The organism is Actinopolymorpha sp. B11F2 (assembly GCF_040195635.1).
Taxonomy (GTDB): domain Bacteria; phylum Actinomycetota; class Actinomycetes; order Propionibacteriales; family Actinopolymorphaceae; genus Thermasporomyces.
On sequence record NZ_JBEFTX010000007.1, the window covers coordinates 51,576 to 65,805 of the forward strand.

A 14,230-nucleotide genomic window follows, 5' to 3' on the forward strand; every position below is an offset into this window, starting at 1 on the left:
CGTTCCATCGCATTCCTGTGTAGGCGAGCGTCGATGTCACCACGAAATTGGTCTCGGACCCCCGACAGGACTCCCGCCCGCTCGGCTACGAGAAGCGCTTGGAGCGGCGACGGCACTTTGCGCTGGCTCTCGATTCGGGCGATGCGTGGTTGCCCCTTCCGAGCTTTCCACGGCGTCGTGCAGCGGGGTTCGTCGGGATGTAACGCGGTACTGCGTCGGCGAGAACCGTGGCAAGAGTGGTTCGTGCGCCCTGCGCCGTGGAACGGGATAATCCGGTCGCAACAAGGTTCAGCTCCCACCGCGCGAGGATGCGATCCGCTGGTTGCGCAGCCGTTCCGGCGACTTCCCAATCGCCCCTGAGCGAATCGGCATCATGGGCGATTCAGCAGGCCGTCATCTCGCCGCATTAGCGGCCCTCACCGGCGACAACCCCAACCTCGAGGGCGACCGCGGCTCGCCTGGCCACTCCAGCCAGGTCTAGGAGGTCGTCACGATCAGCGGCCCCTCTGACGCCTTGACCCTCGGCGACATCGAGTCCGATCGTCGGGCGCCACAGATGCCTGTCCGACTCGCGTGCAGCGATTTTCCTGTTCATGAACCGCGAACGAGGCAACGTCGATCTGGACCCCGATCTTCGCCTTACCCTGCCGGCGCATACCTCGAGTCCCACCTCAGCCGAGCCATGCGGTCCGGAGGGAGGCGGCGGGGGAGGGCCGGCGCTGCTGCCGAGGCTCACCCTTCGGCGTCTTCGGGACGTCGTGGCTCTTTGCGACAGGCCTTCACATCCGCCAGAGCCATGTAGATCCATGCCGCGGTCGCGAGTAGCGCGGAGAGCACCGCTCCGACAGTCAGCAGTATGTCCCGCCCACCCGGCTGGACCGCCGATATGGCAAAGGCAGTGGCCGCGGCGAAACCGCACATTCCAACCAGCCGGGATATCAGTAGTCGAAGGGCGTAGGGGCGGCCAACTCTCTTAGTCTCAGCTTCTGCGGGCCAGGCCCGGGACGCTTCCTGGGCGGCCCGGGCTCGACAGATGTCCGGAGTCTTCCGACACCACAACTCGGTGTGGAGCTCCTCGAGGCTGCCTGGCGGGTCGTTCATCACCGACGCGATTGCTTGATCAAGCCGGCGAGCTGCCAGGGCGGCGGCTGCGTCATAGGTATCGCTTTCCGCCTGGACGGCCACCTCGAGACTGCCGGATAGGAGGTCGGGGACGGCGGTGGCGTGACCCACGGACGGGTCCCTGGTCTCGGACGCCCGCAGCTCCCGCAGCAGGTGGTCACAGCACAGCACGAGCTGCGGCCGGCTGTAGCCGGGGGCACCGTAGACAGCGGTCATGTTGAGCTTCACGGCCCTCCCCTCGAGCAGGTGGACAGCCCTATATCGCCATGCTAGGACCCTCCTGAAGATCGTCGGGCCAGGGCATGAAGCGGCCGTCTAAGCCCCCCGTCTGGACTGACTCGCTGATGGGTCAATCGAAGTTCGAGAAGGGGGACGTGCTCCGACCGTTGGTACGGCTCGGAAGGGCTGGAGCCAGTCGCGGTGGGGGAGTGGGTGGGCGCCCGTGCACAACCGCCTTCGTTGAGAGCATGACCGACGTCGAGCACCTTGGGACCACTTTGGGACCACACGTCGGGCACGGACCTGAACCCACCGCCCATGGACGAGCGTCGTCAACGCCGTTCAAGAGCCCGTGGGCGGCGAAGATGCCAACAGTTTCGTTCTGGGGGTCAAGGGGTCGTGGGTTCAAGTCCCGCCTGCCCGACCATCGCCCCTTCGGGAGATACGGCCAGGTCAACGCCGGTTTCACCCTTGCGACCTCCCGCCTTCGATCAGTCCCGGGGTGCGGGTCGACGGACCAGATACGGACCACCAGTCCGAGAATGCGGCGCCCGCATCGAGTACGGCCTCCGTCGCGGGGGTCGACGAGGGTGGCGCCGGCTCAGCGAAGCACGGCGAGGGACGCGAGCCAGGCGGGGTGTCCGGCGAGCCTTGTCCTGACGAACGGGACGATGACCATCGGCGTGCGCGTTCCTACTGCCGAGCAGAGGAAACCGTCAACGCACACGAGCCACTCGAATCGGGCACCGGCGACGCGGTGACCGACGCATTCCGTTGGGAATGGGCGATCGACCAGCTCGACGGCCACGACGACGAGCAGTAGGAACCTAGGCCACCGGAGCGCAGCTCCTGTCCTGTGCCACCTGATCCGCGACACCCCTACGCCACCTCGTGCCCCGATAGACTTGCGCACTTGTGTCCGGAAGCGACTACCTGGTGCGCGCTGAGCAGCGCTTGGACGCCGCCCATCAGGTACTTGAGGACCTCGATCTCCTCGCCCGCTGGCGGCGTTACGGCGATCCGGTTACATGCGGCTCGGTCGCGTACGGACTGGTCGTAGAGCCCGACATCGACGTAGAGGTCTTCACTGACGTGCCGTCCATTGACGCCGCATTCGGGCTCCTCCACGAGGTCGCAAAGGTGCCGGGTGTCGTTCGCTGCGCCTTCACTCCGAACTGAACGGTCCGTTACCCGGGATCTACTGCCGCATCGTCTACGACCGCGAGCACGTACGCTGGAATCTGGACAACTGCAGTTGGCGCGGTTCTCAGGAGTGCCTTCGAACGGTTCGCGCTACATCAGGTGGTCGCGCAGATGGACGCACGCAACGTTGCATCAGCGCGGCTGTGTGAGCGCCTCGGGATACAGCGCGAAGCGCGTCTTCGAAAGAACCAGTGGGTTAAGGGGGAATGGGCCGACGTTCTGGTTTACGGCCTCCGGCTGGAACGACCTGCGGTTCGCTGCCCAAGGCCCGATCAACACGGCCGTGTTGCCAACTGTGGCTTGAGCTCGGTGGCGCTCGTGCCGTCACGTCACAGGATGCGGCGCAGTCTCGTCTTGATACGCGACGCTGGAGACAGGACGGGAGCGTGAAGGATGCGGGGTTTTCGTGGCGGGCGGCAGCGGGGTCATGGGTCGCTGTCTGGTGTGGAGACTCGTCGCCCGAGGGCATCAGGTGAGTGCAACGACTACGGATGCCACCAGACTGGCACTCTTGCAGAGGCTCGGCGCCGTGGAGTTCGTCATGGACTGACTCGACGCGCTGTCCGTCGGCCAGGTGGTCGCGGCAGCCCAGCCGGAGGTCATCGTCAACCAGATGACCGGGCTTTCAGAAACACATGCAGGCAAACCCAACCTGCGGAGGGTCGATCGCTACTTCGCCACCACGAACCGGCTCCGCACCGAGGGAATCGACCACCTACTGGCCGCCGCTCAAGCAGGGGGCGTCTCCCGGGTCGTAACCCAGAGTCACGCCAGCTTCCACGGGGAGCGCGAGGGCGGCTGGGTTGGACGATGCGCTACCCATCATGGCGACAGGGCTTCAGGGAAGAACTGACGATGCATCGAGAGGAGATGCCGTGAGCCGGACCGAGGAGTTCGAAGAGCTCAGGCCCCTGATGTTCTCCCTCGCCTACCGCCTGCTGGGCAGCGTGGCCGAGGTGGAGGACGTGATGCAAGAGGCGTGGTTGCGTTACCAATCGACCCCGACTCAGCCCCGGTCACCCAAGGCATTCCTGTCCGCTGTGGTCACCAGGATCTCGATCGATGTACTCCGCTCCGCTCGCGTCCGGCGGGAGCAGTACGTCGGGGTGTGGTTGCCCGAGCCCTTGCTCACCGACCCTTACGAGGATCCGGCCAGGTCCGCGGAGCTGGCGGACTCGGTGTCCATGGCGGCACTGTTGCTGCTCGAACGGCTGACACCTCTCGAACGCGCAGTGTTCGTGTTGCGGGACGTTTTCGCCTACGACTTCGCCGATGTGGCCGTGACGGTCGGTCGATCAGAGGCGGCCTGCCGCCAGCTACTGGTGAGAGCTCGCCGTCACATGGAGAGCGGACGACCACGGTTCGAGGCGGACCGGCGGGCGCGGGAGGAGCTGGCCGCCCGGTTCTTCGGTGCGTTCCGCAACGGTGACGTCGACGGACTGAGGGAAGTGCTCGCCGCAGACGTCCAACTGGTGGGCGACGCGGGAGGCAAAGCGCCCGCACTGGGTCGGGCAGTGGTCGGCGTGGACAAGGTCGCGCGCGTCCTCGCGTCGCTCTTCCCCAGGCTCGATCGGGTCGCCGCCACCCTGGAACAGTGCGAGGTGAATGGTCAGCCCGGCGCGATCCTCCGGGACCGCGAGGGCAAGGTGGCCTTCACGTTCGCGCTGGACGTGCTGGGAGGGCAGATCCAGACCATCCGATCGGTCGGCAACCCCGAAAAGCTTCAACATATAGGCCCCGTTGCGGACGCTTGGGCCCTTCAGCGCGAGTTCAGGCAGGCTCGCGACGACTGAGTCCCGAAAGCGACTGCGGCGCCAGGCCCCGACGACTTCGCCCACAACACTGATCTCAGGTTTGCTCGCTCACGTCCCAAGTCGTTGACTTGGCGTGAGAACGACCGCGTGCTCGACGCGGCGGAGGTGATCGACGCTGCAACGATCGGGGGACAGTTCGAGCGGGTGGCTGCCGTCGTTCACCACGGTGGCGCAGGCACAACGGTCACGGCGGCCCGCGCCTGCGCGCCGCAGGTGGTGGTGCCCCAAGGAGGCGACCAGATCTACTGGGCCGGACGTGCGACCGAACTCGGCATCGGCGCTGCTCACGACGGTCCGGCGCCGACCGTCCAGTCCCTCTCAGCCGTGCTCGAGACGGCCCTGAGCCCTCAGATCCGCGCACGAGCTACCGCGGTGGCCGCGGAGGTTCGTATCGACGGAGCGAAGAGGGCCGCGGAGCTACTGCTCGCCGGAGACGCAGTCGAACGACCGTGAGCCTGTGACCACGCCAGGTTGCGTCGCTGCGGCCTCGCGGTGAGCGACCGAGCTCTCGAGAGCCAACCCGCCGACCCAGGCGGTGTGGGAGCCCTTCGCACCCGACTGCCAACTGAGCCGTGCCTATGAAGGCCCCAGGGGAGCGTCTCCGACGACTCCGAGACGTGTGGACCTGGCAGCGGGGGCGCCGGTGTCTATGTCACAGAGGACCGACCTCCCTCGTCTTAGAGCACGAGTGTGAGACCTGCTGCCGCGGGCGAGCACTCACAGACTGCTCCGGTGACCCAAGCCGTCCACCCAGGCCCTGTTGCACCTGAGCCGAGTCGTGCCAGAAGCAGAAACTCTCGAGGAGAACTCTATGAACACCATTCTCTGGATCGCGGCCGGCCTCTTGGCGCTAGTCGCCCTTACCGGCGGCCTCGCTAAGACCTTCATTCCCAAGGAGAAGCTGGCACGCCAAGAAGGAGGGGCGTGGACTCGCAGTGCTAGTCCCGCCTTCGTGAAAACCCTCGGCGTGCTGGAACTGCTCGCCGCGGTCGGCCTCATTCTCCCGGCCCTGATGGACGTCGCGCCCGTGATGGTGCCGGTCACCGCGGTGTGTTGGATTGCCCTGATGATTGGGGCGATGATCACCCACGCACGTCTCGGCCAGTTCAAGCTGGTGATGCTGAATGTCGTCTACGTGGTGCTCGCTGTTTTCATCGCGGTTGGCCGGTTCGGACCCGAGGCCTTCACGGCCTGACGCCTACTTCCACCGAGCGTCGATTCGCGGGCATTCAGGTACCACATCCGCGGGTCGACGTGGTGCGTACGGCGTGCGGGCGGCAAACCTCTCGGTGCGCAGCCCAGCGGTGGACGACGTGGCCGGCGGGCGCCCGACAACCCGTCCGAAAGATGCCGCGGACCCTGCTCGCGCGAACAAGTCTGGGCCGTGAGCCGGGCCCTCGACCAAACCGACCTCGCGCCCGCGAGGTCGACGGATCCCGAAGGAGGAGCAGTGTCACAGATCGTGGTCGTCGGCGGGGGTTTCGCGGCCGTGTGGAGCGCGGCTGCCGCGGCCCGGCGTCGGGCCGAGGCCGGGCGCAGCGAGGGCGAGATCGCCATCACCGTCATCGCCCCGTCGCCGGAGATGGTCATTCGGCCCCGGCTCTATGAGGAGAACCCGTCATCGATGACAGTGTTGCTGGACGACGTGCTCAGTCCGATCGGCGTACGGCGGGTGCAGGGCACCGTCCGGGCCGTCGATCCCGACCGTCATCTGGTCGTCGTAGAGGTCGATGGCGACACGACCGAGATGTCGTACGACCGGCTCGTGCTCGCGACCGGCAGCAGGCTGGTCCCACCTCCGTCGGTGCCCGGCGCGGACCTCATGCACGACGTCGACACGCGAGATGCCGCTGCCGACCTGGAGCGGCACCTCGACAACAGACACCTCTCGGACGGCCCGGGTCGGTTCAGAGCGGTTGTCGTGGGCTCGGGCTTCGTCGGTCTCGAGGTGGCTACTGAGTTGGTGGATCGCTTGGGTCGCCGCGCGGCTGCGGTGGGCGCGCGGGACGAGCTGCGGGTGTGGCTCGTCGAACGGGCCGAGGTCGTGGCGCCCGAGCTCGGCGAGGGGCCCCGAGACCAGGTCCTGGCGGGACTGGCCGGCGCCGGCGTCGACCTGGTGCTGGGCTCGACAGTCGCGTCGATGAACGCGCAGCAAGTGACACTCGCGGACGGTCGCGAACTGTCGGCAGAAACGGTGGTGTGGACGGGTGGCATGCGGGCGCACGGGCCCATCGAGAGCCTAGCCGGAGACCGCGACGTACTTGGACGCCTTGAGGTGGACGCGCGCATGTTCGTGGTAGGTGTGCCGGACCTGCTCGCCGCGGGAGACGTAGCCTCAGTTGAGGTCGCGCCGGGACGACTGGCGCCCCAGAGCTGTCAGTACGCGCATCAGCACGGGAAGCATGCCGGGCACAACGCGGTGGCGGACCTGCTCGGGCTGCCGCTCCTGGACTTCAACGGGGACCCGTACGTCACGGTTGTCGACCTCGGATCCGCGGGTGCCGTCTACACCGAGGGTTTCGACCGGCAAGTACGCGCCGTCGGGAAGTCGGCGAAGGATGTGAAGCGCATGGTCAACACTCAGCTCATCTATCCTCCGACGAAGGACGCCGACGTCATCCTCACCGCGGCAGACCACCTGAGCGAGTCGCGGCCGGTCAAGCCGGTGCCGGTGGAGGGACCCTGAGGTGGAGGAGCTACCCCAATTGACCGACGGTGCTGTCCCCGGTCCTGAGATCGAGGCGGTGCGGACCACCGTCGCCGCCGAATTCGAACCCGCAGGACGGCCACCGCCTACCCGACTCGTGATCACCGTGGGTGTCCTGGTGGCGGTCTGGTGCGCGGTATTCGCGGCCATAAGCATCTGGTTCGAGCTGACCGACAAGTTCGCTACGGGTCCCCACGCAGCCGATGCCGACGCTCTATCGGTGGTGAACTGGTACGTCGCAGTTGTGAAGCTGGTCGGCGTGGCTGCGGCCGTGCTCGCTCTCCGTCCGCCACCCAAACATGTCGGGCCAAGGGCCGTCGGCATGGTCCTGTGGGCGGCGTTTTCGACGGTGACGATCTACGTTGCGGGCAGCCTGGCCCAAGCGGGGGCCATGCTTGCTGGCGTCGCTGGTGATGGCGACCGCCTCGACGCATCGTCGATTGGTTACGTGATCGCGTTCCTGCTCGCCGCCGTGGGGTTCTTGATTCTCGCTGTGTCGTACTCCCGGCGCATGGGCCTCGGCAGGCGCGAACTCATCCTCGGAGTCTGCGCGGCGCCACTTGTGTTGGGCAGCATCCTCATCGTCCTGCCTTCGCTACTCAGGGCCGCAGGGCTGCTGTCGGCCTGACAGGCTCGGCGATGTGCCACCTGGCGACACCACCTGAAGTAGGGACACGCGATGCCGACGCGAGTCAGCGCAAGGCGTTCGTGGGCTTAGCTACTTCCATAGGGTCGTCCAATGCCGGCCGAGGTTGCCGTCCTCTGTCCGGACGCTGTCCGTGCGCGCCGCCGCTGACAGCGGCCGCCGCGGACATGGCGCCCGCGGCAGCGGTGGGGGAAGCGGTGGGGGAAGCGGAGTCCCTCTCTCGCCCACCGTCCTCCGTCGGTCCGCGGACAGCCGTCGGACAGGGCCGGGGCGCACGCTGGGGCAGAAGCACCCGCACGCGAAGGAGAGGCCGACATGCGGACCATGAGCCTGGTGGTCGGTGGCATGCGCTGCCGACGTTGCGTCCGGGAGGTCACCGCCCGGCTCCGCGACGTCGCCGGTGTCGACACCGTGATCGCCGACACTGCGAGCTCGCGGGTCGAGCTCGCCGGCACAATGACCGAGCGCGACGTCCTCCGGGCGTTCGTCGGTCTCGCGTACCCGGTTCAGCTCCTCCACGGACCCGACGCTGCGGCTGGCGCTTGATCGCGTCACCGCCGACAGGCAGCAGACAGCGACAGGACAGCCGTCCTCGTGAGTCTCCTCCCGACAGCCGACGTCGGCTGGTCCATCACGAGAGAAGGGCACACCATGTCTTCCACATCCTCGCCCGCGAGGACCGCGAGCAGCCGACGCTGGCTGGCTCTCGGCCTGATTGCCGCGGCTCAGTTCATGGTCATCATGGACACCTCGATCATCGGGGTCGCACTGCCCGAGATGCAGGCCGACCTCGGCTTCACCCCTGAGGGCCTCAGTTGGGTCTTCAACGCCTACGTCGTCGCGTTCGGCGGGCTGCTGCTGCTCGGCGGGCGTCTCTCCGACCTCTTCGGCGCCCGCCGGATCTTCAGCATCGGCTGGGGAATCCTGGCCGCGGGCTCGCTGCTGGCCGGCCTGGCCGACGGCGTGGCCCTCGAACTGGCCGGTCGGGCGGTCCAAGGGGTCGGTTCCGCGCTCATCGCGCCGGCCGCGCTGACCCTGCTGTTCACCATCTTCGGGGCCAAGCCCTCGGAGTTGACCAGGGCACTCGCACTGTACGGCGCTGCGGCACCGGCCGGCGGCACCGCCGGGGTGTTCCTCGGTGGGATCCTGACCGAGTACGCGAGTTGGCCCTGGGTCTTCTTCGTCAACCTGCCGCTGGCCGCCTTTGTACTCCTGCTCACGCCCTCGGTGATGCCCGGGGGCATGACCCGACGGGGCTCGCTCGACCTCGCTGGTGCCATCACCGTCACGGCCGGACTGGCGGCGCTCGTCTTCGCCATCGTCCGGGCGCCGCAGGTCGGCTCGACGTCTGCGTCCACCCTGGTCACTGGGGTGACCGGCCTCGCGCTGCTTGCCCTGTTTGTGGTCCTCCAGGCCCGCCGCCAGGAGCCGCTGATGCGGCTGGGCATCTTCAAGGCGCCCAACCTCGCTGCGGCGAACGTCGCGCAGTTCATGCTCGGCGCTGCCTGGATCCCGATGTTCTTCTTCGTCAACCTCTATCTCCAGCAGGTCATCGGGCTCGGTGCCTTCGCCAGCGGCGCGGCGCTGCTGCCACTGACCGTCACGATCATGGTCGGGATGATCGGCGTCGCCCCCCGGTTGATCGCCCGATTCGGTCCGAAGGCCATGACTGTTTCCGGCCTCGCGACCCTGTCGGTCGGCCTGGTGTGGCTCTCGTTCATCCAGCCCCAAGGGAGCTTCGCTGGGGACGTCCTCCCGGCGTCACTCGTGACGGCTGCCGGCATGGCGATGGCGTTCATCCCGTCGCTCGGACTGGCGCTGAGCTCGGCGGCTCCGGAGGAGGGCGGCCTCGCGTCCGGCATCGTCAGCACCAACTACCAGATCGGCTCGGCGCTGGGCCTGGCCCTGATGACCGCCGTCGCGTCAGCTTTCGGCGCCGATCGGGTGGGTGACGCGGTCTCGCAGACCGAGGGCTTCTCGGCCGGCCTGCTGGGCGCCGCGGCGATTGCTGGGCTGGGGGCTCTCCTTGCGATGGCGTGGCTGCGCCCGCAGGCGCCGTCGACCCAGGACGTGCAGGAGACGACCGGAGTAGCTGCTTGACCATGCACGCCCCGATCGACCGATTCCTCGGCGGCCACCCGGTTTGCCGAGCACCAACCGGGCCGGCACGTCACCGCCCGCGACCGCAAAGGAAGGCACCACCATGGGCAGCACTGTCGAGACCTACCCCGTCGCCGGCATGACCTGTGGCCATTGCGCCAGCTCCGTCAGCGCCGGGCTCGAAGCGGTCCCGGGCGTGTGCCAGGTGGACGTCGACCTGCCCTCGGGCAATGTTCGCGTCACCTCGGCCGAGCCCCTCACCACCGACCTGGTCCGCGCGGCCGTCGAAGGGGCAGGTTTCTCGCTGGCCGACTGAGCTCGCGCCCTCAGCGGAGGCCACCCCCTCCGCTGAGGGCGTTTCGGACTGAGATCGATCCGCAATGTCACCGCGGGTCGCTCTTTGCCGGCGAGAGAAGCCACGCCCGGACGGCCGCGCTGACCCGTGGCCGTCCGCCGCGCGCAGCTGGGTGTTTGCTCCAGCGTCGGCGCTGCGACACCATGACGCGACGGGGTGACGAGGAGAGAGCCGTGGACGTCCGCTTCCGGCTGCTGGGTCCGATGGAGATCACGGTCCAGGGGCGCCCGGTGGTGCTGCCCGGTGCGGCCGAGCGCTCGGTCATGGTCCAGCTGCTGCTCTCACCCGGCCGGACGATCCCGGCGACCATGCTCATCGACCGGCTCTGGTCGGAGTCGTCCCTGCCGGTCGACCCGATGAACGCGCTGCAGATCCGGGTTTCGAAACTGCGGCGCAGCCTGAAGGCGATCGGACTGCCGGAGGCGGTCACGCGCGAGGGCGTGGGCTACCGCGCTGACGTCGATCCCCGGTCGGTCGACGCGGTGGACTTCGTGATCCGCGTGCGCGAGGCGAGGGCGCGCGCCGCGGCTGGTCCGGACGGGGCCGACGGCGCAACCCTCGCGGCGTACGACGAGGCTCTGGCCCTGTGGCGCGGCGACCCCCTCAGTGACTTCGTCGCCGAGCACTGGGCGACCGCTGAGGCCGCCAGGTTCGCCGAGGTCAGGCTGGGCGCGGTCACCGAGCGTGCCCAGATCGCGCTGGCGCTTGGTCGCCACCAGGAGGTCGTCGCAGATCTCGAGCCCCTGGTCGCACACGACCCAACCCTCGAGTCGCTCACCGGGCTGCTCATGGTCGCCCTGTACCGCGGCGGACGGCAGGCGGACGCCATCGAGGCATACCGCCGCACCCGCGACGTCCTCGACGAGTCCTTGGGCCTCGAGCCGTCGCTCACGCTACGGTCCCTGCACGAACGGGTCCTGCGGCAGGATGAGGCGCTCGGCGCACAGCCCGACCTGACGCCCGCGCCGGTCGCGGTTTCCAGCACCCGGAGCCGGGTGGAGGCGGGGACCGCCTCGCCGACGAACCTGCCGACGGTGGTGCGTCCGCTGATCGGCCGTGATGCCCAGCTCGACTCCCTGACCGAGCTCGTCCGCGGCTCGCGCCTGCTGTCGCTGATCGGACCCGGCGGTGCGGGCAAGACCTCCCTCGCCCTCGCCGCCGTGGTGCGCACCTCCGGCGCCTTCTCTGACGGGGCCTTCGGGGTCCGCCTCGCCTCGGTCGACACTCCCGACCAGGTGCCACTGGCCGTGGCCGACGCCCTCGGTGTGCCCCTCGACGGGGCAGCGGCGGACCGGGATGTCCGTGAGCGGCTGATCTCGTATCTGATGCGACGCCGGATCCTGCTGCTGGTCGACAATTGCGAGCACGTCATCGACGCCGCGGCCGGCCTCATCGACGACATCCTGGGTCGGTGCCCGGAGGTGACGATCCTGGCGACCAGCCGTGAAGCGCTCGCCGTCCCCGACGAGGTGCAGGTCACCGTAGGCCCCTTGGACACGCCGCCCGCCGGCGTGCCGGCAGGCAGGGTGCTGGAGTACCCGGCCGCCCAGCTCTTCATGGAGCGTGCCCGGTCGGTCCGGCCGGGAACGGTCTTCGGGAACGATGACCTCGTGGCCGTCGGCCGGATCAGCCGTGCGCTCGACGGCATCCCCCTGGCGCTCGAGCTCGCGGGCGTCCGAGTCGCGACGATGTCACCCGCCGAGATCGCTGACCGTCTGGACGAGCGGTTCGCGTTGCTCACGACCGGCGCGCGCACGGCCGAGGCTCGACAGCAGACGCTGCGCGCGACCGTCGACTGGAGCTACGCGTTGCTCACCGAGCGTGAGCAGCGGGTGTTCAATCGGCTCGCCGTCTTCCAGGGCGGGTGGACCCTGACCGCATCCGAGGCGGTCGTCAGTGACGCTGGCCTCCCAGTGGGGGAGGTGCTCGACACCATCGGGCGTCTGGTCGAACGGTCGATGGTCGTGGTCGAACGGGGCGCCACGACCCGCTACCGGATGCTGGAGACCTTGCGGCAGTACGCTGCCGAGCGGCTGCTCTCTGCCGGTGAGCAGGAGGCCGTCGCCCAGCAGCACGCGAGGTACTTCCGCGACTTCGTGCAGGAGGCCGAGCCGCAGCTGCGCGGCCACGGCCAGCGCGACACGTTCAGGCGGCTGCGCGACGAGCAGCCCAACATCACGGCCGCCCTCGCCTGGCTGGCCGGCCCGGGTCGGGACCTCGACTCGGCCCTCGACACAGCTGGGGCCCTCGGCCTCTTCTGGCACCTCGGGCGCCACCTGGAGGGCCGGGAGGTCCTGTCCCGGCTGCTCGCCTCGGGCAACGGAAGCCCTCCCGCGCGGGCGCACGCCCTCCAGGCGGTGTCGCTGGTGGAGCGACCACGCGCCTGTCTCGTCCATCCCAGCCGGCGCTGCGCGGAGGCCGCGCAGGAGAGCCTGACGATCTTCGAGGACCTCGGGGATGCCTCCCGTGCCGCTCTGTCGCGCGTCCTGCTGGCCGTCGAGGGCGTGACCGGTCAGGACCGCGATCGGGCCGAGTCCCTGCTGCAGGAAGCGGTGGAGCAGTTCGAGGAGGACGGTGATTCGTGGGGCGCGGGCGTGATCGGCTTCGTGCGGATGGAGACCGCCCTCAAGACCGGCGACGAGGCAAGGGCGGTCCCGCTCGGGCGCGCGACCGCTGCCGTGTTCCGGCTGCTCGACGATCCGTGGGGCCTGTCGGCGATCCTCTACCACCTCGGCTGGGGCCTGCGGCAGTTCGGACGCTACGACGAGGGCGCGCGTGTGCTCGAGGAGGCAATCGACGTGGCGGCCGGGGCCGGGCTCCAGAACACAGTGCAGTGGGCGTTGGCCGACCTCGCGATCACCCGCCTCCACCTGGGCGATAAGGAGGCCGCACGGGATCTTCTCGAGCGGGCGAGCGCCGCATCCGAACACGTCGGGGACGGAGCCGGAGCGGTTCTCGCGAGCTACGGCTACGGGCTCCTCGCGCAGGTCGGAGGACAGTGGGACCAGGCCCGGGCCCGGTTCATGGAGGCGTACGCCGGCTTCGGCGAGCTCGGCACCCCGGTGTCCCAAGGACTGGCTCTCGCCGGGCTGGCCCGGTGCGACCAGGCTGCGGGGGACGCTGCGGCCGCCGGCGCACGGTACGAGGAGTTGCTCGAGCTCGGCCGGCGGGTGGGGGAACCGGGTCTGACCAGCACCGCATTGGAGGGCCTGTGCCGGCTGGCCGTCGACCGCGGGGACCACACGCTCGCCGCCACCCTGTACGACGAGGCGACCGAGCTGCGCGCGAGCTCGGCCCGGCCGTCGGCGCCGCACGAGCTCCGTGACCTCGAGGGTGTTGTCGGCGGACTCGCGACGGCTCGCGGTCCGCGGAGCTGAGCTCCCGCGGCGGCACGGGTGAACCATCCTGCTGGGACGAGACGGGTCGGGGTCTCCACGGCCGGCTGGTGCAGAAGGGCGCGGGTTTCCACGACCTGGGCGAACTCGCCCTGCAGGTTCGCGGCACTGACCTGTGCCAGCTCGTCGGCCTGGAACTGCCGACCATCGGGACCGAGGCGGTCGAAGGTGCGTCGCGTCGAGTGCGAAGAGGACCCGATGGCCAAGGTTGTCGCCGACTCGGGCTGTCGTCTCGCAGCGGTGGTTCGTGGTGATTCCACACACGACGATGCCAGCCGGCTCGCTTCGGTGCAGCCACGTGTCGAGGTCGGGTGTTCCGTGGAAGGCAGAGTTGACCGACTTGGTCACGACCAGGCTGGGCTTCGGTCGCAGGTAGTCCTTGAACGCGTGGCCGGGCGCGTCCGGGTGGAATCGCGACGATGGAAATCGCGACGTGTGGCGTACGTACACGAGCGGGCGCTGGTGTTCCGCCCAGTACGTGACGAGCGCCTCGATGTTCCCCCGCAGTTCCTCGACCTGCGCGGCGGTAATCGTCGTCGGATTGCTGTAGATGGCCAGGCCGACTGCGATCATCGCGGCCACCTCCGGGTCGGCGGACGTGCCTGCGACTGCATCGGTGATCTCCTCCTCGGCGATGTCGAACCTGCGGCCGCGGCGCGGTGAGCCTCG

Annotated in this window: 15 protein-coding genes and 1 pseudogene; 14 read left to right on the plus strand and 2 right to left on the minus strand. The window is 68.8% G+C overall.

Translation table 11 applies throughout. The annotated features are described in order from the left end of the window. Positions 1–313: 313 nt before the first annotated feature. Positions 314–481 (plus strand): hypothetical protein, encoded by a 168-nt coding sequence (locus ABN034_RS14670; RefSeq protein ID WP_349691789.1) that lies wholly within the window; start codon positions 314–316, stop codon positions 479–481. Positions 482–732: 251 nt separating this feature from the next. On the opposite strand, the gene ABN034_RS14675 is transcribed toward ABN034_RS14670, so the two are convergent. Beyond that, on the minus strand, positions 733–1,350 hold the full coding sequence (locus ABN034_RS14675; protein WP_349691558.1) for a hypothetical protein: 618 nt from the start codon (positions 1,348–1,350) through the stop codon (positions 733–735). A gap of 493 nt (positions 1,351–1,843) precedes the next feature. Here ABN034_RS14675 and ABN034_RS14680 point away from each other — a divergent pair, with 493 nt between their 5' ends. The 12 genes from ABN034_RS14680 (at position 1,844) to ABN034_RS14730 (ending at position 13,543) form a co-directional block, all read left to right on the plus strand. Continuing rightward, positions 1,844–2,164: a hypothetical protein gene (locus ABN034_RS14680; protein ID WP_349691559.1), complete on the plus strand. Its 321-nt coding sequence runs from the start codon at positions 1,844–1,846 to the stop codon at positions 2,162–2,164. A gap of 92 nt (positions 2,165–2,256) precedes the next feature. Next, positions 2,257–2,520, plus strand: coding sequence for a hypothetical protein (locus tag ABN034_RS14685; RefSeq protein ID WP_349691560.1), 264 nt, complete (start codon positions 2,257–2,259; stop codon positions 2,518–2,520). Between the two features lie 60 nt (positions 2,521–2,580). Continuing rightward, positions 2,581–2,934 carry a GNAT family N-acetyltransferase gene (locus ABN034_RS34415; RefSeq protein WP_502879051.1) on the plus strand — a complete coding sequence of 118 codons (354 nt, stop codon included), beginning with the start codon at positions 2,581–2,583 and terminating at the stop codon, positions 2,932–2,934. Positions 2,935–3,419: 485 nt separating this feature from the next. Then, complete coding sequence (locus ABN034_RS14690; RefSeq protein WP_349691561.1) at positions 3,420–4,337, plus strand: RNA polymerase sigma-70 factor; 918 nt, start codon at positions 3,420–3,422, stop codon at positions 4,335–4,337. Between the two features lie 108 nt (positions 4,338–4,445). After that, positions 4,446–4,811 (plus strand): glycosyltransferase, encoded by a 366-nt coding sequence (locus tag ABN034_RS14695; RefSeq protein ID WP_349691562.1) that lies wholly within the window; start codon positions 4,446–4,448, stop codon positions 4,809–4,811. A gap of 358 nt (positions 4,812–5,169) precedes the next feature. Next, positions 5,170–5,553: a DoxX family protein gene (locus ABN034_RS14700; protein WP_349691563.1), complete on the plus strand. Its 384-nt coding sequence runs from the start codon at positions 5,170–5,172 to the stop codon at positions 5,551–5,553. A 255-nt stretch (positions 5,554–5,808) separates the two neighbouring features. Then, positions 5,809–7,044 carry an NAD(P)/FAD-dependent oxidoreductase gene (locus tag ABN034_RS14705; RefSeq protein ID WP_349691564.1) on the plus strand — a complete coding sequence of 412 codons (1,236 nt, stop codon included), beginning with the start codon at positions 5,809–5,811 and terminating at the stop codon, positions 7,042–7,044. A 127-nt stretch (positions 7,045–7,171) separates the two neighbouring features. Beyond that, entirely contained in the window at positions 7,172–7,693 is a 522-nt protein-coding gene (locus ABN034_RS14710) for a hypothetical protein (protein WP_349691565.1), read from the plus strand. 333 nt (positions 7,694–8,026) lie between these two features. Continuing rightward, positions 8,027–8,257, plus strand: coding sequence for a heavy-metal-associated domain-containing protein (locus tag ABN034_RS14715; protein ID WP_349691566.1), 231 nt, complete (start codon positions 8,027–8,029; stop codon positions 8,255–8,257). A gap of 105 nt (positions 8,258–8,362) precedes the next feature. Next, the gene (locus tag ABN034_RS14720; RefSeq protein WP_349691567.1) at positions 8,363–9,811 is read left to right on the plus strand and encodes an MFS transporter; all 1,449 of its coding nucleotides are present in this window, start codon (positions 8,363–8,365) and stop codon (positions 9,809–9,811) included. Between the two features lie 103 nt (positions 9,812–9,914). Further along, complete coding sequence (locus tag ABN034_RS14725) at positions 9,915–10,127, plus strand: heavy-metal-associated domain-containing protein (protein WP_349691568.1); 213 nt, start codon at positions 9,915–9,917, stop codon at positions 10,125–10,127. Positions 10,128–10,339: 212 nt separating this feature from the next. Further along, positions 10,340–13,543, plus strand: a complete 3,204-nt coding sequence (locus tag ABN034_RS14730; protein ID WP_349691569.1) for a BTAD domain-containing putative transcriptional regulator — start codon at positions 10,340–10,342, stop codon at positions 13,541–13,543. Positions 13,544–13,777: 234 nt separating this feature from the next. Here the strand turns inward: ABN034_RS14730 and ABN034_RS34420 are convergent. Further along, positions 13,778–14,092: pseudogene (locus tag ABN034_RS34420) on the minus strand (cysteine hydrolase family protein); the annotation flags it as partial. On the opposite strand from ABN034_RS34420, the gene ABN034_RS14735 reads away from it, so the two are divergent. After that, positions 13,997–14,224, plus strand: a complete 228-nt coding sequence (locus ABN034_RS14735; RefSeq protein WP_349691570.1) for a hypothetical protein — start codon at positions 13,997–13,999, stop codon at positions 14,222–14,224. The pseudogene ABN034_RS34420 and the gene ABN034_RS14735 sit on opposite strands and share 96 nt — an antisense overlap. Positions 14,225–14,230 lie beyond the last annotated feature (6 nt).